Genomic DNA, 19539 nt, shown 5'->3' with positions numbered 1-19539 from the left:
GACAGCAGGTATGTCCGGCAGCGAACCCAAGCTCGACCCGGCCCCGGAAGTTCCCCTCGATTTCCCACGAGAATGGGTCGAGTTCACCGACCCCGACAACGACGAACATGTGATCGCCGCAGACCTCACTTGGCTGCTTTCGCGCTGGACATGCGTGTTCGGCACACCCGCATGCCAGGGCATCATCGAGGGCAGGCCGGACGACGGCTGCTGCTCGCACGGTGCGTTCCTGTCCGACGACGAGGACCTCGAGAAGCTCAACGCGGCAGTGAAACATCTCACGGCCGACGACTGGCAGCTCATGAAGAAGGGGCTCGGCAAGAAGGGCTACCTCGAGGAGGACGACCTCGACGACGAGCCCGCGCTGCGCACCCGCCGCTACAAGGGCGCGTGCATCTTCCTGAACCGCCCCGGCTTCGAAGGCGGCATCGGCTGTGCCCTGCACAAGATGGCACTGCGTCGCGGCATCGAACCGCTCGAGATGAAACCCGACGTGTGCTGGCAGCTGCCGATCCGGCGCACCCAGGATTGGGTCGAGCGCCCGGACGGCACCGAGATCCTCCGCACCGTCATCACGGAATACGACCGCCGCGGCTGGGGTGAGGGCGGGCACGACCTGAACTGGTACTGCTCCGGCTCCCCCGACGCGCATGTCGGATCCAGGCCGGTGTGGCAGTCGTACGCACCGGAGCTGCGGGAGCTGCTCGGCACCGCCGCGTACGACGAACTCGCGCGCCTGTGCAAGCGCCGCGAAGGCCTCGGCCTGATCGCGGTGCATCCCGCCACGGCCGCCGCCCAAAAGTGACCCGTGCGTGGTTTCGGTAGCAGCCGCTACCGAAACCACGCACGAGGATCAGGGTTCGAGTTTGTACCCGAGGCCCCGGACGGTGAGCAGGTGCCGGGGCTTGGCGGGATCCGCCTCGATCTTCGAACGCAACCGCTTGACGTGCACGTCCAGGGTCTTGGTGTCGCCGACGTAGTCGGCGCCCCACACCCGGTCGATGAGCTGTCCGCGGGTGAGCACGCGACCGGAATTGCGCAGCAGGTACTCGAGCAGGTCGAACTCCTTGAGCGGAAGCGTGATCGGCTCGCCGTCGACGTGCACGACGTGCCGGTCGACGTCCATCCGCACCGGCCCCGCCTCGAGGACCGCGTCGTCGACCTGGCTGTCGGCATCGCTCTCGGCACCGCGGCGCAGCACCGCGCGGATGCGGGCGATCAGTTCCCGCGCCGAGTACGGCTTCGTGACGTAGTCGTCGGCGCCGAGCTCGAGCCCGACCACCTTGTCGATCTCGCTGTCCCGCGCGGTCACCATGATCACCGGCACGCTCGAGCGGCTGCGCAGCCGTTTGCACACGTCGGTGCCGCTCATTCCGGGCAACATGAGATCGAGCAGGACGATGTCCGCGCCGGCACGATCGAATTCCGCCAGAGCCGACGGCCCGTCGGTGACGACGGTGGTTTCGAAACCCTCCTTGCGCAGCAGGAACGCCAGCGGATCCGCCAGCGATTCCTCGTCCTCCACGATCAGCACATTCGTCACCGCAGGCCTCCGTACCTTTCGTCGTCCGCGACCGCGACAGTCGCGTGGTTCGCCACACGAGATGCGGCAGAATCTTCCTTCTCAGGGCAGCTGGGATCGTTCAACGCTGTCCGGCCCCCGCCTCGGGCTTCGCCCGGACCTCGTCCTCGTCGCTCTGTTCGAAATGGGCCGGGATCAGCAGGGTGAAGGTGGAACCGGTCCCGGGTCGGCTCCACAGGGTGATCTCGCCGTTGTGGTTGGCCGCGACGTGCTTGACGATCGCAAGACCCAAACCGGTGCCGCCCGTCGCCCGCGACCGCGCCTTGTCCACCCGGAAGAACCGCTCGAACACCCGCTCCTGGTCTTCCTTCGCGATTCCGATGCCGCGGTCGGTGACCGCGATCGCGACCTTCCCGTCGCGCAGCGACCGGCTCACCGAGACGGGCGAGCCCTTCGGCGAGTACGCGATGGCGTTCTCGATGAGATTGGTGAGCGCGGTGACGAGCAGGCTCTGGTCCCCGAGTACCTCGTAGCCGGTGGACCGATCGGTGGCGACGACGATGTCGGCGTTCTCCGCGGTCAGCGCGGTGCGTTCGAGGGCTTCCTTCACGACGGAGTCGACGTCGACGATGTCGAGGTCGGGCATCTTCTCGGCGCCCTGCAGTTTGGACAGGGAGATCAGTTCGGTGACCATGTTGCCGAGCCGATGCGCTTCGCTCTGCACCCGCTGCCCGAAGTAGCGCACAGTCTCGGGATCGTCGACGGATTCGAGGAGTGCCTCGGCGAGCAGCGCCATCGCGCCGACCGGCGTCTTGAGTTCGTGGCTGACGTTCGCGACGAAGTCGCGCCGGGTCGCTTCCATACGCACCATCTCGGAGTCGTCGATGGCGTACAGCGCGACGAAGCGGGGATCGTCGTCGAAGAGACGGCTGGCACGGCAGCGCACCGCGAGTCCGTCCCGGCCGCGCCGGTTCGGATCGCCGAGGTCCAGTTCGATGACCTGGTCGCGATCGAGGATCTTGTTGGCGACGACCCAGGCGCGGTCGTCGATGCGCCGGTTGCGGACGAGTCCGAGTTCCTCGGCGCGAGGATTGAACAGAATCACGTCGTGGAACTTGTCGACGACGGCGATGCCGGTGGAGGCGGAGTAGACGACGCGGTCGAGGACCTGCCCCATGGTCAGTTCGGTCTCGCTGCTTCCGCTGCTGCGGGACCGGGCGATCCACATCAGTCCGGCGCCGACGGCGGCTCCGACGACCGCGGCGAAACCGGCGAGCAGAACGCTCTGCAACACACTCACGATTCGAATCGTACGTACGGCCGGGGAGATGAGAACGGCGGGTTCGCCCGTTTCGGGGCACGTCACACGGCATTTTTGCGAGGTTTGCCGGTTGTTAACCGGCAGTTTGCCGGGACCGCACGACGTCGCGCGCGGCCCCGGCAGAGCTCCTCGCCCGAGCTCCCCGTCCGGATCCCGGCTCCCGCTCTCCCGATCCGAGCGAATGTATCCTTCGTCTCCTCTGACTGATCGAGCGAATGTACCGTTCGCTCGGAAAAGGGCGGGGGCCGAAGAGGCGAGGGGTGCTACCGGCCGCCCTGGGAGGCGACGGCGGCGGCACCGGCCGCGGCGGCCTCGGGATCGAGGTAGGTGCCACCCCGGTTCAGCGGGCGCAGGTTCTCGTCGAGGTCGTAGCGCAGCGGGATGCCGGTCGGGATGTTCAGGCCCGCGATCGCCTCGTCGGAGATTCCGTCGAGGTGCTTGACGAGCGCACGAAGCGAGTTGCCGTGTGCGGTGACGAGCACGGTCTTGCCGGCGAGGAGGTCCTTGGAGATGGTCTCCTCCCAGTACGGGATGAGCCGCTCGACGACGTCCTTCAGGCACTCGGTGAGCGGGATCTCGTCGACGCCGGCGTAGCGCACGTCCGCGTCCTGGCTGTACTTGCTGCCGGGCTCGATCGGCGGCGGCGGGGTGTCGTAGCTACGACGCCACAGCATGAACTGCTCCTCGCCGAATTCGTCCTTGATCTCGGCCTTGTTCTTGCCCTGCAGCGCACCGTAGTGCCGCTCGTTGAGGCGCCAGTCGCGAACGACGGGGATCCAGTGGCGGTCGGCGGCGTCGAGCGCGATGTTCGCGGTGCTGATGGCACGGCGCAGCAGCGAGGTGTAGAGCACGTCCGGGAGCACGCCGTGCTCCTTGAGCAGTTCGCCGGCGCGCTTGCCCTCTGCGATGCCCTTGTCGGTCAGGCGCACGTCCACCCAGCCGGTGAACAGGTTCATCGCGTTCCATTCGCTCTCGCCGTGGCGGAGCAATACAAGTGTTCCGATACTCATAGCTCCCAATCCTGGCACGTCACGATCGCCATTCGGCCACGGGAGGGCCGTCCCGTCGACTATATGTGACAACAAGCGTTTTCACTCGACTCGCGAACGCTGGGGGGTTCACATGATCGACGCCCGTTTCTCCCGCCGCACCGCTCTGACCGCCCTGGGACTTCTCGGTGCCGCCGCCGCACTCCCGGGCGGCGCCGGCGCAGGTCCCGCACCCCGGCTCGGACCGCGCTCACCCGCGCTGCGGTCGACCGGTCGCCGCGTCGCGGTTCTCGGTGGCGGCATGGCCGGACTGACCGCAGCCCACGAACTGATCGAGCGCGGATTCGAGGTCACCGTCCACGAACCGACCGCACTCGGCGGCAAGGCCCGGAGCATCCCGTCGCCCGGCACCGCGGCGGGCGGCCGGCTGGACCTGCCCGGCGAGCACGGATTCCGGTTCTTCCCGGGCTTCTACCAGCACATCCCGGATACGATGCGCCGAATCCCGTTCCCCGGCAACCCGAACGGTGTCTTCGACAATCTCGTCGCGGGCGACGCCTTCCGGCTCGCCCTGCCCGGCGCCCCCGATCTGACGGCACCGGCGACGATCGCGCCGCTGCGCACCGACATCTACGACCCGGCGACTCTGCAGCAGTCGCTGGCCGCGGCGTTCTCACTCGGTGGCGCGATCCCGCCGCACGAGCTCGCCGTCTTCCTGCGCAAACTCGTCATGTTCCTCACCAGCAGCATCGAGCGGCGCGACGGGGAATGGGAGCACCAGACCTGGTCGCAGACGCTCGAGAGCGACGGAAAATCGCAGGGCTACCGCGACATCCTGGTTTCCGCGCTGACCCGGCAACTCGTCGCGGCCCGTCCCGCGGTGGTGTCGACCCGCACCATCGGGATCATGGGTCAGGCATTCGTCTGGAATGCGATGGGCACCGTCCCCACCTACGGTCACCTGGACAGGCTGTTGTCCGCTCCGACCAACGAGGCCTGGATCGAGCCGTGGGCGCAGCTGTTGCGCGACCTCGGCGTCCGGTTCGAGATGGGTTGGGCAGCAGAGGCATTGGAGATGTCCGGCGGCCGGATCAGCGCGGCCCGCATGGTCGACCGCTCCGGCGGCACTCGGACCGTCGAGGCGGACTGGTTCGTCGCGGCGATGCCCGTCGAACGCGCGGTGCCGCTGTGGTCACCGGAGATCCTCGCCGCGGATCCTCGCCTGGAGGGGATGCGGCAGCTCCACACCGACTGGATGGTGGGCATCCAGTACTTCCTGCGCCGCCCCACCCCGATCGCGAAAGGCCATGTCGCCTACCTCGGATCACCGTGGGCCCTCACCTCGATCAGCCAGGCACAGTTCTGGCGCGGCGACTTCGCCGCGCGCTACGGCGACGGCTCCGCGCACGACTGCCTGTCGGTCGACATCTCGGACTGGGACACCCCCGGCATCCTGTTCGGCAAGACCGCCAAGGAATGCACTCGCGAGGAGATCGCGAAGGAAACCTGGGCGCAGATGTCGGTCTGCCTCGCCGACAGCGCCGGAACACTCGACGAGAACGACGTGGTGTCTTGGTTTCTCGACCCCGGATTACGCTGGGGCGCAGGAGGAATCACCAACGACACGCCGCTGCTCATCAACACCGTCGGATCGAGGGCGAACCGGCCCGAGGCGCGGACCGCGATCCCGAATCTGTTCCTGTCCGGCGACTACGTGCGCACCGACATCGACCTGGCGACGATGGAATCGGCGAACGAGTCGGCCCGCGCCGCGGTGACGGCACTGCTCGAGGCCGCCGACTCCCCCGCCGCCCCACCGGCGATGTACCGCCTGCACGAGCCGCCGGAACTCGAACCCGCGCGGCGCATCGACGCGGATCGGTATCGGGCGGGCCTACCGCACCTGCTGGCGTAGCAGCGACACGGCCGGAAACGCCACGCACCGGCATACCGGAGACGACAATCGTCGCGGGATTCCTCGACGAAAGGCCGGACGATGACCGACGCACGCACCGACAGCGACGTACTCGTGGTGGGCGCCGGCCCGGTGGGATTGACCGCGGCGCTCGAACTACGCCGGCGGGGCATCGACGTGACCGTCGTCGACCGGTCGGCCGAACCCATGCAGTACGCGAAAGCCGTTGGTGTGCAGCCACGTACCCTCGAGATCTGGGACACGATGGGGGTGGTACGGCCCGCGCTCGATGCCGCGACCCCGTTCCGGGGACAGCTCATGTTCGTCGACGGGGAACCCGCCGGGCGGGTCGACCTGTCGTTGCCCGACGACGTGCCGTACCGCTTCGTCGCACTCCCCCAGAACGAAACCGAACGGGTGTTGCGGCAGGCACTCGCCGACCACGGCACCGTGGTGCACCGCGGCGTCGAACTGACCGGGTTCACGCACGACGACACCGGGGTCGTGGCGACCTTGCGCGACGGCTCCGGCGCTTCGTCGCCGTTCACCGCCCGGTACCTGGTGGGATGCGACGGCGCCCACAGCACCGTCCGGAAAGGTCTCGGTCTCGAGTTCGAGGGCGACGCGTTCCCCGAGGAGTACATGCTCGCCGACGTCGAGGTCGACTGGTCGCTGCCCGAGGGTTACGCGGTCCGGTCGACCCGGCAGGAGAACGGCGCCGTCACCGATCTGCTCGTGTGCATTCCGCTGCCCGGCACCGGCCGCTACCGGATGTCGATGCTCGCCGCCGACGATCTCCTCGTGGGTGCGCGGAGCGGCGAGATCGCGCACGGTCTCGAGAGCAGTCGCCGCCCCGAACTGGGCCACATCCAAGCGGTGCTCGACCGGCTCGCTCCCGAACCGGTGCGTGCGCGAAACATGCGGTGGTCGTCGGTGTTCCGGATCAGCCATCGCATCGCCGCGCACTACGGTTCGGGCCGGGTCTTCCTGGCCGGCGACGCCGCGCACATCCATCCGCCGACCGGCGCGCAAGGAATGAACACGGGAATCCAGGACGCCTACAACCTGGGCTGGAAACTGGCCCTCGCGGTTCGCGACCGCGCCGCGGACGGACTGCTCGACAGCTACGACGCCGAACGCCGGCCCGTCGGAGCGGAGGTCGTCGGCCGCACGGTCCGCGCCGCACGCAGCGGGATCGGTGCCGGCGAGCAGGACGCCGCCACGGTCATCGCGCGCGAGGCGCAGTTGCTCGTCGGATATCCGGGAAGCCCGATCGTCGACAAGTCCGGGTCGGACGGTCGCGCTCCCACACCCGGGGAGCGGGCACCCGACGCGACCGGGCTACGGCAGGACAGCGTGGCCCGCGACCTGCGGGTCCACGGGTTGTTCCGGCACACCGGCCACACGGTGCTGCTGTGGGCGCCCACCGAACCGGCGCTGGCGGCGACGAGCGAGCTCGCGGCGCGGCTGATCGAACGCTTCGGGGAATGGATGCGGGTGTACACGCTCGTGCCGTCCGAGCTGCCGGTCCCGGCCTGCGGTCGCGTGCTGCGCGACTCCCTCGGCAGCTTCGCCCGCGGCTACCACCTCGACGGGACCGCCGCGGTGGTGGTGCGACCCGACGGATACGTGGGTTCGCGCGCGCAGGATCCGGATTTCGACACGCTCGAGGCGTATCTGGACCGGATCCTGCGCGCTTGAACTCAGGCGTTCGCCGCCCGCAGATCCTTGCGGAGGATCTTGCCGGCCGCCGACTTCGGCACCACGTCGATGAACTGCACCTGACGGACCTTCTTGTGCGGCGAGACGCGCTCGGCGACGAACGTCATCACTTCGTCCTCGCTCAGCTCGGCGCCGGGCTGCCGCACGACGAACGCCTTGGGAACCTCTTCGCCCTCGTCGTCGAGCACACCGATCACGGCGGCGTCCGCGATCTGCGGGTGCGTGAGCAGCAGCGCCTCGAGCTCGGCCGGCGGCACCTGGTAGCCCTTGTACTTGATGAGCTCCTTGAGCCGGTCGACGATCGTGACGACGCCGTGCCCGTCGACGGTCGCGATGTCACCGGTGTGCAGGTAGCCGTCGGCGTCGAGGGTTTCTGCGGTGGCTTCGGGATTGCCGAGGTAGCCGACCATGATGTTCGGGCCCTTGCACCACAGCTCTCCCGGCTCGGAGACGCCGTCCCCCTCCGGGTACGCGACCTCTTCCCCGGTGACCGGGTCGACGATCTTGCATTCCATGTTCGCGATGGTCGGGCCGACGGAGTCGAGGGCGGTGTCGTCGTCGTCGAACGGGATGGCGTGGCTGACCGGGCTCATCTCCGACATGCCGTAGCCCTGCCGGACCTTGCATCCGAGCCGGCTCGCGACGGCGCCGCCGAGTTCCCGGTCCAGAGGCGCCGCACCCGAGAAGATCGTATGCACGCTGGACAGGTCGTATTCGTCGACGAGGGGGTGCTTGGCCAGTGCCACGGCGACCGGCGGGGCGACGAACACGTAGGTGCACTTCTGCTCGGAGACGAGCGTGAGGAACTGGACAAGGTCGAACTTCGGCATCGTCACGAGCGACGCCCGGTTGTACAGGGCGGCGTTGAGCAGCACGGTCATGCCGTAGATGTGGAAGAACGGCAGGACGGCGAGGATGCGATCGTCGGCGGCGATCCCCATGCGCGGGGTGATCTGACAGACGTTGGCGACGAGGTTGGTGTGGGTGAGCATGACGCCCTTGGGCCGCCCGGTGGTGCCCGAGGAGTACGGCAGCACCGCGAGGTGGGTGGCGGGATCGAAGCTGACGTCCGGGGCGGGGGCGCCTTCGGTGAGCAGGTCACGGAGCGAGGGATGTCCCTCGGCGCCGTCGATGACGACGAGCAGCTCGTCCGGGATGCCGACCTTCGCGGCGGCCTCCTTCGCCTGCGGGAGCAGCGGCGAGATGGTGACGAGCGCCTTGGCGTGCGAGTCCTCGAGCTGCTTGGCGATGTCGTCGGCGGTGTACAGCGCGTTGATGGTGGTCGCGGTCGCGCCGGCCCGCAGGATGCCGTGGAACACCGAGCCGAATGCGGGAATGTTCGGTGAGAGCAGGCCGACGACGTCTCCGACTCCGACGCCGCGCGCGGCGAGTGCCCCGGCCACGCCGTTGATCTGCCCGATGAGCGTGCGGTAGTCCGTCACCTGACCGGAGAGCCCGTCGACGAATGCGGGTCGGTCCAGGTCGGCCTCGGCGACGGAACCGAAGAGAAAATCGAAGACACTCAGTGCCGGAATCTCGACGTCGGGGAACGGGCTGCGGAAACTCATGACATGTCCTCCGGTACAGACGTGGTGGCACTCGGTGCCAGGTAGGTCGCAGGTAACATTACCCGACCGATGTGAATGAAGTCACATCAAGATCCGAACATTACCCGCGATCGCCCCGAGGATCACGCACCCCGTGGTTGCCCGCACCGTGTTCCACACGTCCACTGCACCGTGTTCCACACGTCCACCGCACCGCGTGCCACATACACGGAAGCCCCCGGACGCGAATGTCTCGCGCCCGAGGGCTTCGTGGATGCGTCACCGGCCGACAGCCGGGAGACGATCAGAGGTACTGACCGCAGACCGGCCACGCGCCGCGACCCTGGCCCGCCAGGACGTTCTCCGCGACCGCGATCTGCTGATCGCGGCTGGCCTGGTTGGCGGTGGGGGCGTACTGCGTGCCGCCGTACGCGGCCCAGGTGCTCGGGGAGAACTGGAGGCCGCCCTGGTAGCCGTTGCCGGTGTTGATGGCCCAGTTGCCGCCGCTCTCGCACTGCGCCACGGCATCCCAGTTTCCGGAGGCGGCGTTGGCGGTACCGGTGCCCAGGGCAACCGGGGTGATCAGGAGGGCGGCGCCGGCAGCGATGGAACCGAGGGTGCGCTTGGTGAAGGTGAGCTTTGCCATGTGGGGTGAATCCTCTCCGCGTCTGCTGACGGGACGATCTGCGAAAAGTGCGCCCGGAGAACACATGCACCTGAAACCGGCTCTTGTGAGCGCTGGCTCCCGAAACACGCGGGTCCGGAACTGCGGATCGTTCCGCCCCTGCCCCTCGAAGGTTTTGTGTGACCGATCCCGCGGGGGCAGAGCAAGCGGCGGCGGGTCGGTATTCGGTAAGGCCCGTTGAGTTCGGGCCGGGCTCGTCGTTTCGAGCCGATAACGACGTTAAGCGCCCGTCTCGGAAAGGTCACGCCCCAATTTTTCGGGACGCCCGTCCCACATTCCAAGATCAACTACGGAAAAACGCCAGGTCGCTCCCGAATTATCGGCGCGCACCCACCGTTTCGTTACAGCGGTGTTTCGTGACGAGCGTCACATGGATTCTGTGGACCGGGTCACGCGTATCGGACAGATCACGAACCGCCGGGCGTGCCGTCCTCGGACGTGACATTGCCGGCGTCTGGCGTGGGAATGTCGGACTTGCCCGGTGATTCCGTTCCCGCACCGTCGTTTTCGATCAGGTGACGGAAAGGCTCCAGATTGCGCAGCGACTCCCCGCGCGAGACCCGCCAGTCCCATTCCCGCTTGATCGATGTCAGGAAGCCCAGTCCCAGCAGCACATTGAAGTCGTAATCGGCCGCCTCGAGGATCTGCCCGAGCACCGCGTCGAGTTCCTCCGGCGTCACCGACTGCTCCGACAGCCGGCCGACCAGATAGATGTCGCCGATCTTGTCGAGGGTGTACGCCACGCCGTACAGGCGGCGATTGCGCCGCAGCAGGTACTTGTAGACGCCCTCGAAGTTCTCGTCGGGCTTGCGGCACACGAACGCCTCGAAACGCACCCCGTGGTTGCCGAGCGTCAGCAGCGTCGTCGTCTCCAGCTTGTTCTCTCCGGGGAGCGTGACGACGAAGTGCCCGCCCTCCTTCCGGGAGAACTTCAGGCCGCGGTCGCGCAGCGTCGACTCGATCAGTTCGCTCAGGTCCGCACTCATGCCTTCACCCCTCCTGTCCGACGCAGCTTCCACAATCCGCGCTGCCTGCGCATCGAGAACTCGCCGGTCCCGAATGCCCGGTTCCGTCGCGCGCCGGCTCTGCGGTAGGCGGCGAGCAGTCCGTCTGCGGTGTGTTCCCACGAGAAGTTCTCGGCATGCCTCGGCGCCGCGGCCGCGAGCACCTCGCGGCGGCCGCGGTCGGCGACCAGCGATCCCAGGGCCGCGGCCCAGTCCTCGGTGCGGTGGCCGTCGACGAGCACACCCGTCTCGCCGTCGCGCACCGCCACACCCAGACCCCCGACGTTCGCAGCGATCACCGGGACACCGCACGCCTGTGCCTCGATGGCAACCAGCCCGAACGACTCCGAATAACTGGGCACGGCAACGAGATCCGATGCGCGATACACCTGCACCAGGCGATCCGAGGGCTGCGGCGGCAGGAACGTCACCCGCGCCGTGATACCGAGTTCGGCAGCGAGTTCGATCAGCGAATCCGGGCGTTCGAGGCCGGTACCGGAGGGACCGCCGACGATCAGCACCCGCAACGGCAGGTCCGGTGCGTCGGCTACGGCACGCGCGGCGGCACGCAGCAGTACGTCCGGCGCCTTGAGCGGCTGGATGCGGCCGACGAACGTCACGATCGTCTCGCGCGGATCCAGCCCGAGTTCGAACCGGGCGCGGGCGCGGTCGCCGGGGCGGTAGCGCGAAAGGTCGGCGCCCGGCGCGACCACGTCGATCTTCGCCGGATCGGCGTGGTAGATGCTCTCGAGGGCGTGCGCCTCGTCGACGGTGTTGGCGACCAGCCGGTCCGATTCCGCGACGACCTGCTGCTCGCCGATCTGCCGGGCCACCGGTTCCGGGGTGTCCCCCGCAGCCAGCGACGCGTTCTTCACCGCGGCGAGCGTGTGGGCGGTGTGCACGAGCGGCACTCCCCAGCGGTCCCGTGCGAGCCAGCCCACCTGGCCGGACAGCCAGTAGTGGGAATGCACCAGGTCGTAGTAGCCGGGCGCGTGGCGGGCCTCTTCGCGCAGGACACCGGCCGCGAACGCGCACAACTGGGTGGGCAGATCGTGCTTGTCCAGGCCCTCGAACGGCCCGGCCTCGATGTTGCGGACCAGCACACCGGGTGCGGCTTCCTGCACTGCCGGGTCCGCCGACGACGTGGCCCGGGTGAAGATCTCGACCTCGACACCGCGGCGGGCGAGCTGCAGCGACGTCTGCAGCACGTAGACGTTCATTCCGCCCGCATCCCCGGTGCCGGGTTGCGCCAGCGGGGAGGTGTGGACCGAGATCACGGCCACGCGTCGGGGTCTGCCGGGCTGAGACGTCACGGGCTCCATACTGCCCTGTCCGGCACCCACGCTCCCATCTGCCCCCGTCGCCGCCCCGCGCCTACCCGAGCGTGTCGACGAAGCGCACGACGTCCTCGGCGAACCGACGCGGGTCCTCCACGAACGGCCCGTGCCCGGCACCGTCCCAACAGGAGGTGGTCGCGCGTGGCAGGAGGCTCGCCGCGTGCTCGGCCGCCGACAGGTCGACCACCGCATCGGCCGTGCCGTGCAACACCAGGACCGGGAGGTCGAGTTCACGCAGCAGGTCGTCGTTTCCGACGGCGCGGGCGAACAACGCGGACCGGACCCGCGGCGGTGTCCTCAGGCTGCTCCCGAGCAGCGCCTGGGCGGTCTCCCCGGTCGCCTCGGACCGGCCCGCCCCGACGAGGGATTCGGCGAACGCGCCGAGGGCCGGGACCGCGATCTGCGGGTCCTCGGACATCGCGGCCGGGATCGCCGCGCGCATCGCCGCACCGACCTTGCCGCCCTTCTCGCCGCGGCCGATGCTCGTGATCGCACCCACCAGCACGACACCGGCGACGTCCGCGGTCCCGTGGACGGCCAGGTAGTCGCAGACGACGAGGCCGCCGTAGGACCAGCCGAGCAGTACCGCGCCGGTGCAGTTCTCGGCGGTCAGCACGGTCCGCACGTCCGACGCCCACGCGGCGCGGTCGTCGTATCCGTCCGCGGGCGCGGCGGAGCACCCGTGCCCGCGCAGGTCGACGGCGATCACCCGGTACCGGGCGGCGAGGTCTTCGAGGAGCGGGTCACCCCAGCAGTGCGACGACTGCGCCCATCCGTGCAGCAGGACCAGCGGCCGCGACGAAGGATCCCCGAAGGTCCGGTAGACGATGCGAGTGCCGTCGGCACCGCGAACTTGATGCACGGTCATGGCGGCTACGTTAGCCGCGTCCGCAACCGGATCCCGGCGGCCAGGGTGCAGGCGATCAGTCCCGCGGCGAGTGCCACCCCGATGCCCGCGGACGTGCCGGACCGGTCGATGACCTGCCCGACCAGCGCCGATCCGGCGGCGACGCCGACGCCGAGCCCGGTGACCGTCCAGGTGATGCCCTCGGTGAGCCGGTCGGCGGGGACGAGACGTTCGACGAGCGACATCGTCACGATCATCGTCGGCGAGATCGTCATCCCGGCCAGCAGATACAACGCGGCCAGGGCGGGGACGGTGCCGGCGAGCAGCAGCGGCCACAGCAGCACGGCGACCGCCGCGGTGGCGACGAGCAGTTGCCGGGTGAGCGGGGCGGCCACGCGGCGTGCCCCGAAGACCAGTCCGCTCACCGCGGACCCGGTCGCGAACAGGGCGAGCACGAACGTCGCGGCGCCGGGCGCGTCGCGCTCGGCGGTGAACGCGACACCGACGACGTCGACGACCCCGAAGATCGTGCCCATCGCGACCATCACGGCGGTGAGGGCGATCAGCGCCGGGCCGAGCAGTGCGCCGTGGTGCGAACGCTCCGGATCGACAGCGTCGGGACGGTGCCCGGTCACGGGTGGTTCGGTGCGCCGCTGGGCCGCGAGGGCGAGGGTGCCCACCAGCAGCAGCACCGCTCCCAGCAGCGGTCCGGCCTCGGGAAACAGAGCGACGCTCAGACCCACCGACAGCACGGGGCCGACGATGAAACACACCTCGTCGATCACGGCCTCGAGGGCGAACGCGGTCCGCAACCGGTCGGTGCCGCGGTACAGCTCGGTCCATCGGGCCCGGACCATCGCGCCGATCGTCGGCATGAGCCCGGCGGGGACGGCGCACAGGAACAGCAGCGCGGTCGGCGCCTCGAACCGGACTCCGGCGAGCATCGCGACGGTCGCGGCCGCGCTGATCGCCGACGCCGCCGGCAGCACCCGGTACTGGCCGTGCCGGTCCACCGCGCGGGACACCAGCGGCGTCAACGCCGCGTACGACAACGCGAACACCGCCGACAGGGCACCGCCGAGCCCGTAGTCACCGCGGAGCTGGGAGAACATCGTGACGATGCCGATCCCCACCATCGCGATCGGCAACCGCGCGACGAACCCGGCGGCGCAGAACGCGGCCGCACCCGGTGCGGCGAACAGGGTGCGGTAGGAACCATCGGCTCTCGGCGTCACCGACGCTCGTCCTTCTGTGTCACCGATGCTCGTCCTTCTGTGTCACTGATGCTCGTCCTTCTCTCCGGTCCCCCGCGTGTCGGTCATTCGTGCCAGCATGCACGGTATGGGTGTCCTGGTCTGCTTTCACGCACATCCCGACGACGAGGTGTTCGGCACCGGCGGGGTGATGCGCCTGGCCGCCGATGCTGGCCACCGGGTGGTGCTGGTGGTCGCGACGGACGGCGCGGCCGGTGAGGTCCCGGAGGGTCTGCTGCGTCCCGGCGAGAGCCTGGCGGAGCGGCGGCTGGCCGAGGTCGAGCGGTCCGCCGACGCGCTCGGGGTGGCCCGGCTCGTTCCGCTCGGTTACCCCGACTCGGGGATGGCCGGCACCCCCGAGAACGCGAACCCCGCGGCGTTCTGCAACGTCGACGTCGATTCGGCGGCCCGCCGGCTGGCTGCGGTGCTGGACGAGGAGGGCGCCGACGTCGTCACGATCTACGACCCGAACGGCGGCTACGGGCACCCCGATCACGTGCAGGTGCATCGCGTCGGGCTGCGGGCGAGCGAGATGGTCGGTCATCACGCCGTCTACGAATCGGCGTTGAACCGTGACCATCTGCGGCGCCTGATCGCGGCGAATCCGGACATGACCGACGGCCGGACGCCACCGGACATCGACTCGTTCGGGCTGCCCGAGTCGGAGCTCACCACGACGGTGGACGTCTCGGCGACGATGGCCGCCAAACGTGCTGCTATGCAGGCTCATGCGTCGCAGGTCGGTGATTTCGGCCCGATGCTGACGCTTCCGGACGACATGTTGCGGGCGGCCTTCGGCATCGAATGGTTCCGCCGGCGCGGTGCCGCCCCCGGTCTCGCGGAGACCGCCCTCCCCCTCTGAGCCCGGCCGAACTCCGACCCGCCCCAACCGAAGGAGCGCACGTGGAACACCGGATCGCACTGAGCAGATCGATCGCGGCGCCGCCGAGCGCCGTGTGGCGAGTCCTGACCGATATCGACGACGCCGCACGAACATTGAGCGGTGTCACCGGAATCGAGCGTCTCGATGCGACCGGCTACGAGGTCGGCACCCGGTGGCGCGAGACCCGGGTGATGTTCGGCAAGTCCGCCACCGAGGAAATGCGGGTGGCCGAGGTCGAACCGGAGCGACGCACCGTCGTCACCGCGGAATCCGGAGGCACGACCTACCGCACGGTGTTCGAGTTGGCGCCCCGGGGCGACGGCACCGAACTGTCGGTCGAGTTCTCCGGTGCCACGGAGTCCCCCGGACTGTTCACGCGGATCATGATGACGGTGTTCGGTCCCCTGGCGATGCGTGCGACGAGCAAGGCGCTGCAGCGCGACCTCGACGACATCGCCACCGCGGCGGAGCGCACGACGTTGTGACCTGATCGTCGGCACTCCCCGGGGCGGAGACATGTCCTAGCCGCGCGAGCGCCGCATCGAGCCGAGCGGATCGGAGTACAGCGAGCTCAACGACACCACGCCGGCCGCATGCGCCTGCACCCGGTTGCCGAACCCGGTGATGCGAATGTCCTTGCGCGGAAGGTTCGATGCGCGTGCGAACGCCTCGGCCACGTGCGGCACACCGGCGGGGTACTCGGTGAACGCCTGGCCGCCGAGGGTGACGCGGTCGGGGTTGAACAGGTCGCGGAGCATCGCGACGGTGCGGCCGAGGACGGTGGCACGGTCGACGAGGATCTCGTGTGCGGGTGCCGAACCCTCGCGGGCGAGCTTGTAGAGCGCGCCGATCGTCGGATCCTCGACGTCGCCGAGCAGGCCGGCCTCGCGGGCCTTCAGCAGCACCGCCCGGTCGCTGACGGTGGCCTCGAGGCAGCCGGTCGCACCGCACGAGCACACGGCCGTCGAGCCGGTCGGCAGGTGCGCGATCGACCCGGGACCACCGTTCGGGGTGTGCACCCGGCCGTCGAAAGTGATTGCGATACCGGTGGTTTCGCGAGCGTAGAAGTAGAGACCGGTGCCCTTGACGTCGGCCTCACGATCCGGGGTGAGCAGCAGTTCCGACGCGGCCATCGCCTCGACGTGCGCGGCGACCGAGACCGGGAGACCCATGCCGCGGCCGATGATCGCGCCGACACGCGCGCCGCTCCAGCCGAGTCGCGGGTGGTCGACGAGGCCGGTCTCCGAGTCGACGCGGCCGCCGAGCGCGACCCCCACCCACAACGGGGTGCGGCGGTGCCAGCGGGACGCGAACGACCGCGCGCTCGCGGTGATCGCCCCCAGGACGACATCCTGATCGCCTCGGGGCGTGGGGATTTCGACGGCACCGATGATGCGGCCGCGCAGATCCGCCGCGACGATCCCGGTGACGACGGCACCGATGTGGATGCCGATGGTCAGGTACGGCTCGTGGTCGACCTCGAACGGGACGCGCGGACGACCGATGGCGCCCGAGGCCGCGAGATCGGCACGCTCACGGAGCAATCCGGCCGAGAGCAGCGCCGACACCTGCCGGTTGACGGTGGCGATGCTCAGGCCGGTGACCTTGGCGGCGACGTCGCGGGACACCGGCCCGCGGGCCGCGGCGACCCGGAACACCGATGCCGCGGTGCCGTCGGCGATCCGCAGGTCCGGCGCGACGATCTGCACCCGAGCGGTGGAACGGGCCCGGGCGGTCGCGGTCTGCGCGATGCGACGGGAACCGGTGGTGGAGGTGCGAGCGGACTGGACGGGAAGCGTGGAAGTCGACACAGGTGTGGAATCCTCGTGATTCGGCCCGGACGGGCTGGCGTGACACGGTCATGAACGCGCCGAACCGCTGCGACGTGCGTGGACGTCGTCGAACAGTCGATCAGAGGGAAAGCCAGAACAGGCTCGGGACCCGGCGCGAAACTACTGGATGGCACCGTGACAACGACAACAGAGTTCCCGTGCCAGAGGCAAGCGCGAGCCCAGCGCGGCGGTCACGTACGTGACCCGCGGGGCGGAGTGGCGGCCTGCTGACATGCCGTCGAACATAACGCGTGCGGACGTGGCTGTCCAATTCAGGCCGAAAAGGTAGGGAATTCTCGCGGCGCCGACCACACCCCGAATCAGGCTGAGTCGAATGGTTCTGCCATGAAGGACCTGATGTTTGCATGGGCGCATCCACCCATTTCCTCGCGAAAGGCCAGTCATGTCCGTCGATTTCGCATCCCCCACCACCGTCCCGACCACCCCGACCGTCGTGAAACTGGGCGCACATCTCGGTGCCCGCATCGACGGCGTCCGGCTCGGGGGCGACCTCGACCCGGCGACGGTCGCACTGATCCGCCGTGCGCTCGGCGAACACAAGGTGATCTTCTTCCGTGGGCAGGACCACCTGGACGACGACGCGCAGTACGCGTTCGCGGAACTGCTCGGCACACCGACGACCGCGCACCCGACCGTCAAGTCCCGCGGAGTCCGGATCCTGCCGATCGACTCCGACTACGGCAAGGCCAACAGCTGGCACACCGACGTCTCGTTCGTCGATCGCATTCCGAAGGCGTCGATCCTGCGGGCGGTGACCCTGCCCGAGTACGGCGGGTCGACGGTGTGGGCGTCCGGTGTCGCCGCGTACGAGGGACTCCCGGCTCCACTGAAGGCGCTCGTGGAGAACCTGTGGGCCGTCCACACCAATGTCTACGACTACGCGGCCGAGAGCGCCGAGCGTGCCACCGAACGGACCGCCGAGTACCGCGACGAGTTCCGCTCCGAACTGTTCGAGACCGAGCATCCGGTGGTGCGGGTGCACCCGGAGACCGGGGAGCGGTCGCTGCTGCTCGGCCACTTCGTCAAGAACTTCGTCGGTCTCAGCGGCAACCAGTCCCACGCCCTGTTCCGGCTGCTGCAGGACCACCACCAGAAGCTCGAGTACACCACTCGCTGGAACTGGCAGCCCGGCGACGTCGCGATCTGGGACAACCGCGCCACCCAGCACTACGCGGTCGCCGACTACGACGAGCAGTACCGTCGCCTGCACCGGATCACCCTGGCCGGGGATGTTCCGGTGAACATCCACGGCGAGCGCAGCCGTCCGCTCGCCGGGGACGCCGGCGAGTACTCGATCGTCGAGACCGACACCGCACCCGCCCGATAGGGGCGGGCGGGTCGCACTCCGGCCGACGCCGGCAAGAGTGATCGATCCGATACAGCCGTCCCCGACCGCACCCGCCACTATGGAATGCGGTGACACGGTGAGCGGGACGGAGTTGACGGATGTGGTGGCCGAGCAGGTGCGCGTGCGGCCGGTGGGCGCGACCCGGGGAGAAGGTCGTGGACGGCCTCTGCCCCCGGTGCCGGGCCACCCGGGACCGGTACCGGCCGCGGCCTGTCCGGGCCGGATCCGAGCAGTACCGGTCCCGAACTGCCGGGTCCGCGGCACCCGGGTCTGCGCCGCGGCCGGGACCGCCCCCGAATCCGCAGTACCGAACGCCACCGCAGTCATCGCCCCGCCGGGGGCTGCAGTGGCGTCCTGCACCGTCCCGGCCGAGCGCCCCGACGTGGCCGCGCCCCGCGCAACCGGACACACCTCCGGTTGCGGCCGGCCGACGTCGTCGACGACTGCGTGTCGCGGCCGTCGCGGCCGCCGGGGTCGTGGTGCTGCCGCTGTCCGGAATGGCCGTCGCCGCGGCGTCGCTGCGCTGGTGGACACCGTCACAGTCGAACTTCATGCGGATCGACGATGGACCCATCGCCTACCAGTACGTCTCGATCGACCACATCAGCCGCTACGTCATCGCGTCCGCCGTCGCGCACGAGGACGACCTGCTCGGACTACGGAAGCAGGCGTTCCACTGGGGTGACTTCATCGACCGCGCCACCGCCGTCCTGTCCGGCGAGCGTCAGCAGACGTATTCGACGATTCCCCAGCAGCTCGCGAAGAACATGTTCTTCACCCCGGACCAGAGCATGCTGCGCAAGGCCGTCGAGGTGGTGCCGTCCGTCGCATTGCGGGCCACCGTGTCCGACGCGCGGATCATGGAGCTGTACCTGAACTACGCGCAGTTCGGACCCGACCTCTACGGGGTGTGCGCAGCGAGCTGGTACTACTTCGACACGCCCCCGTCGGAGATGTACCCCTATCACGCGATGCAGCTGGCCGGGATGCTGCCGAACCCCGAGGACGTCGTGCGGCTGCCCGGCGGTGGCGTCGACACCTCGCCGGACGCCCCGTATCCGAGCGCGGCGTTCCACATCAACGGCGCCGCCAACGTCGACCTTCCGGCCCGCTTCGACGCGTGGGGCGGCTGGCAGAACATCACGGCGTCGCTCGGGATCGAGGACTCCGCAGCCGATCACGCCGACGCCCGCCCGAGCGCGGATTCGTGCTCGACGATGCCCGACTCGGTCCGTGAGCGGCTCGCCGTCGAAGATCCGGGCTTCGTCTCCGCTGGGGGCATGTGAGTCCGGGGGCATGTGAGGCGCGGCGCC

17 protein-coding genes are annotated in these 19539 nt (G+C 69.2%); 7 read left to right on the top strand and 10 right to left on the bottom strand.

All coding sequences use genetic code 11. The features are described from left to right. The first annotated feature begins 10 nt into the window (after positions 1-10). Complete coding sequence (locus ACWDTS_RS03305; RefSeq protein ID WP_197256667.1) at positions 11-805, top strand: hypothetical protein; 795 nt, start codon at positions 11-13, stop codon at positions 803-805. Positions 806-853: 48 nt separating this feature from the next. Here ACWDTS_RS03305 and ACWDTS_RS03300 read toward each other — a convergent pair whose 3' ends face one another. The 3 genes from ACWDTS_RS03300 to ACWDTS_RS03290 all read right to left on the bottom strand — a co-directional run bounded on the left by ACWDTS_RS03300 (position 854) and on the right by ACWDTS_RS03290 (position 3862). Then, positions 854-1543: a winged helix-turn-helix domain-containing protein gene (locus tag ACWDTS_RS03300; RefSeq protein WP_450110363.1), complete on the bottom strand. Its 690-nt coding sequence runs from the start codon at positions 1541-1543 to the stop codon at positions 854-856. Positions 1544-1643: 100 nt separating this feature from the next. Continuing rightward, positions 1644-2822, bottom strand: coding sequence for a sensor histidine kinase (locus ACWDTS_RS03295; RefSeq protein WP_307846571.1), 1179 nt, complete (start codon positions 2820-2822; stop codon positions 1644-1646). A 284-nt stretch (positions 2823-3106) separates the two neighbouring features. Then, positions 3107-3862 carry a phosphoglyceromutase gene (locus tag ACWDTS_RS03290; protein WP_197256640.1) on the bottom strand — a complete coding sequence of 252 codons (756 nt, stop codon included), beginning with the start codon at positions 3860-3862 and terminating at the stop codon, positions 3107-3109. Positions 3863-3965: 103 nt separating this feature from the next. Between ACWDTS_RS03290 and ACWDTS_RS03285 the strand changes: the two genes are divergently transcribed. Both ACWDTS_RS03285 and ACWDTS_RS03280 read left to right on the top strand, forming a co-directional pair. Further along, the gene (locus tag ACWDTS_RS03285; protein WP_450117584.1) at positions 3966-5747 is read left to right on the top strand and encodes a hydroxysqualene dehydroxylase; all 1782 of its coding nucleotides are present in this window, start codon (positions 3966-3968) and stop codon (positions 5745-5747) included. 81 nt (positions 5748-5828) lie between these two features. Further along, a complete protein-coding gene (locus tag ACWDTS_RS03280; RefSeq protein ID WP_450117583.1) occupies positions 5829-7448 on the top strand; it encodes an FAD-dependent oxidoreductase in 1620 nt (539 codons plus the stop codon). A gap of 2 nt (positions 7449-7450) precedes the next feature. On the opposite strand, the gene ACWDTS_RS03275 is transcribed toward ACWDTS_RS03280, so the two are convergent. From ACWDTS_RS03275 to ACWDTS_RS03250, 6 genes are all read right to left on the bottom strand, one after another. Then, positions 7451-9037, bottom strand: coding sequence for an AMP-binding protein (locus ACWDTS_RS03275; RefSeq protein WP_450117582.1), 1587 nt, complete (start codon positions 9035-9037; stop codon positions 7451-7453). 283 nt (positions 9038-9320) lie between these two features. Then, positions 9321-9662, bottom strand: a complete 342-nt coding sequence (locus tag ACWDTS_RS03270) for a transglycosylase family protein (RefSeq protein ID WP_450117581.1) — start codon at positions 9660-9662, stop codon at positions 9321-9323. Between the two features lie 446 nt (positions 9663-10108). Beyond that, positions 10109-10687 (bottom strand): type III secretion system chaperone family protein, encoded by a 579-nt coding sequence (locus ACWDTS_RS03265; RefSeq protein ID WP_197256629.1) that lies wholly within the window; start codon positions 10685-10687, stop codon positions 10109-10111. Further along, entirely contained in the window at positions 10684-12027 is a 1344-nt protein-coding gene (gene mshA / locus ACWDTS_RS03260) for a D-inositol-3-phosphate glycosyltransferase (protein WP_197256663.1), read from the bottom strand. The genes ACWDTS_RS03265 and mshA overlap by 4 nt, the downstream gene beginning before the upstream one ends. 52 nt (positions 12028-12079) lie before the next feature. Then, positions 12080-12910, bottom strand: a complete 831-nt coding sequence (locus ACWDTS_RS03255; RefSeq protein ID WP_450117580.1) for an alpha/beta fold hydrolase — start codon at positions 12908-12910, stop codon at positions 12080-12082. 5 nt (positions 12911-12915) lie between these two features. After that, the gene (locus ACWDTS_RS03250) at positions 12916-14124 is read right to left on the bottom strand and encodes an MFS transporter (protein ID WP_450117579.1); all 1209 of its coding nucleotides are present in this window, start codon (positions 14122-14124) and stop codon (positions 12916-12918) included. A 106-nt stretch (positions 14125-14230) separates the two neighbouring features. Here ACWDTS_RS03250 and ACWDTS_RS03245 point away from each other — a divergent pair, with 106 nt between their 5' ends. After that, positions 14231-15004: a PIG-L family deacetylase gene (locus ACWDTS_RS03245; protein WP_450117578.1), complete on the top strand. Its 774-nt coding sequence runs from the start codon at positions 14231-14233 to the stop codon at positions 15002-15004. Positions 15005-15045: 41 nt separating this feature from the next. Further along, entirely contained in the window at positions 15046-15510 is a 465-nt protein-coding gene (locus ACWDTS_RS03240; protein ID WP_450117577.1) for an SRPBCC family protein, read from the top strand. A gap of 36 nt (positions 15511-15546) precedes the next feature. Here ACWDTS_RS03240 and ACWDTS_RS03235 read toward each other — a convergent pair whose 3' ends face one another. Continuing rightward, entirely contained in the window at positions 15547-16776 is a 1230-nt protein-coding gene (locus tag ACWDTS_RS03235; RefSeq protein WP_248673183.1) for an ROK family transcriptional regulator, read from the bottom strand. A gap of 484 nt (positions 16777-17260) precedes the next feature. On the opposite strand from ACWDTS_RS03235, the gene ACWDTS_RS03230 reads away from it, so the two are divergent. Both ACWDTS_RS03230 and ACWDTS_RS03225 read left to right on the top strand, forming a co-directional pair. Continuing rightward, positions 17261-18205 (top strand): TauD/TfdA dioxygenase family protein, encoded by a 945-nt coding sequence (locus ACWDTS_RS03230; protein WP_197256621.1) that lies wholly within the window; start codon positions 17261-17263, stop codon positions 18203-18205. A 572-nt stretch (positions 18206-18777) separates the two neighbouring features. After that, positions 18778-19512, top strand: coding sequence for a biosynthetic peptidoglycan transglycosylase (locus ACWDTS_RS03225; protein ID WP_450117576.1), 735 nt, complete (start codon positions 18778-18780; stop codon positions 19510-19512). Positions 19513-19539 lie beyond the last annotated feature (27 nt).

This window comes from Rhodococcus sp. NPDC003383, assembly GCF_053589115.1.
Note: the sequence above shows the minus strand (reverse complement) of the source record. Positions and strands in the feature narration are given on the sequence as shown.

Bases quoted from the DNA above. Each gene is read 5' to 3' on its own strand.
- ACWDTS_RS03305 (WP_197256667.1), top strand. From the start codon at position 11: ATGTCCGGCAGCGAACCCAAGCTCGACCCGGCCCCGGAAGTTCCCCTC.
- ACWDTS_RS03285 (WP_450117584.1), top strand. From the start codon at position 3,966: ATGATCGACGCCCGTTTCTCCCGCCGCACCGCTCTGACCGCCCTGGGA.
- ACWDTS_RS03280 (WP_450117583.1), top strand. From the start codon at position 5,829: ATGACCGACGCACGCACCGACAGCGACGTACTCGTGGTGGGCGCCGGC.
- ACWDTS_RS03275 (WP_450117582.1), bottom strand. From the start codon at position 9,037: ATGAGTTTCCGCAGCCCGTTCCCCGACGTCGAGATTCCGGCACTGAGT.
- ACWDTS_RS03270 (WP_450117581.1), bottom strand. From the start codon at position 9,662: ATGGCAAAGCTCACCTTCACCAAGCGCACCCTCGGTTCCATCGCTGCC.
- ACWDTS_RS03265 (WP_197256629.1), bottom strand. From the start codon at position 10,687: ATGAGTGCGGACCTGAGCGAACTGATCGAGTCGACGCTGCGCGACCGC.
- mshA (WP_197256663.1), bottom strand. From the start codon at position 12,027: ATGGAGCCCGTGACGTCTCAGCCCGGCAGACCCCGACGCGTGGCCGTG.
- ACWDTS_RS03255 (WP_450117580.1), bottom strand. From the start codon at position 12,910: ATGACCGTGCATCAAGTTCGCGGTGCCGACGGCACTCGCATCGTCTAC.
- ACWDTS_RS03245 (WP_450117578.1), top strand. From the start codon at position 14,231: ATGGGTGTCCTGGTCTGCTTTCACGCACATCCCGACGACGAGGTGTTC.
- ACWDTS_RS03230 (WP_197256621.1), top strand. From the start codon at position 17,261: ATGTCCGTCGATTTCGCATCCCCCACCACCGTCCCGACCACCCCGACC.
- ACWDTS_RS03225 (WP_450117576.1), top strand. From the start codon at position 18,778: ATGCGGATCGACGATGGACCCATCGCCTACCAGTACGTCTCGATCGAC.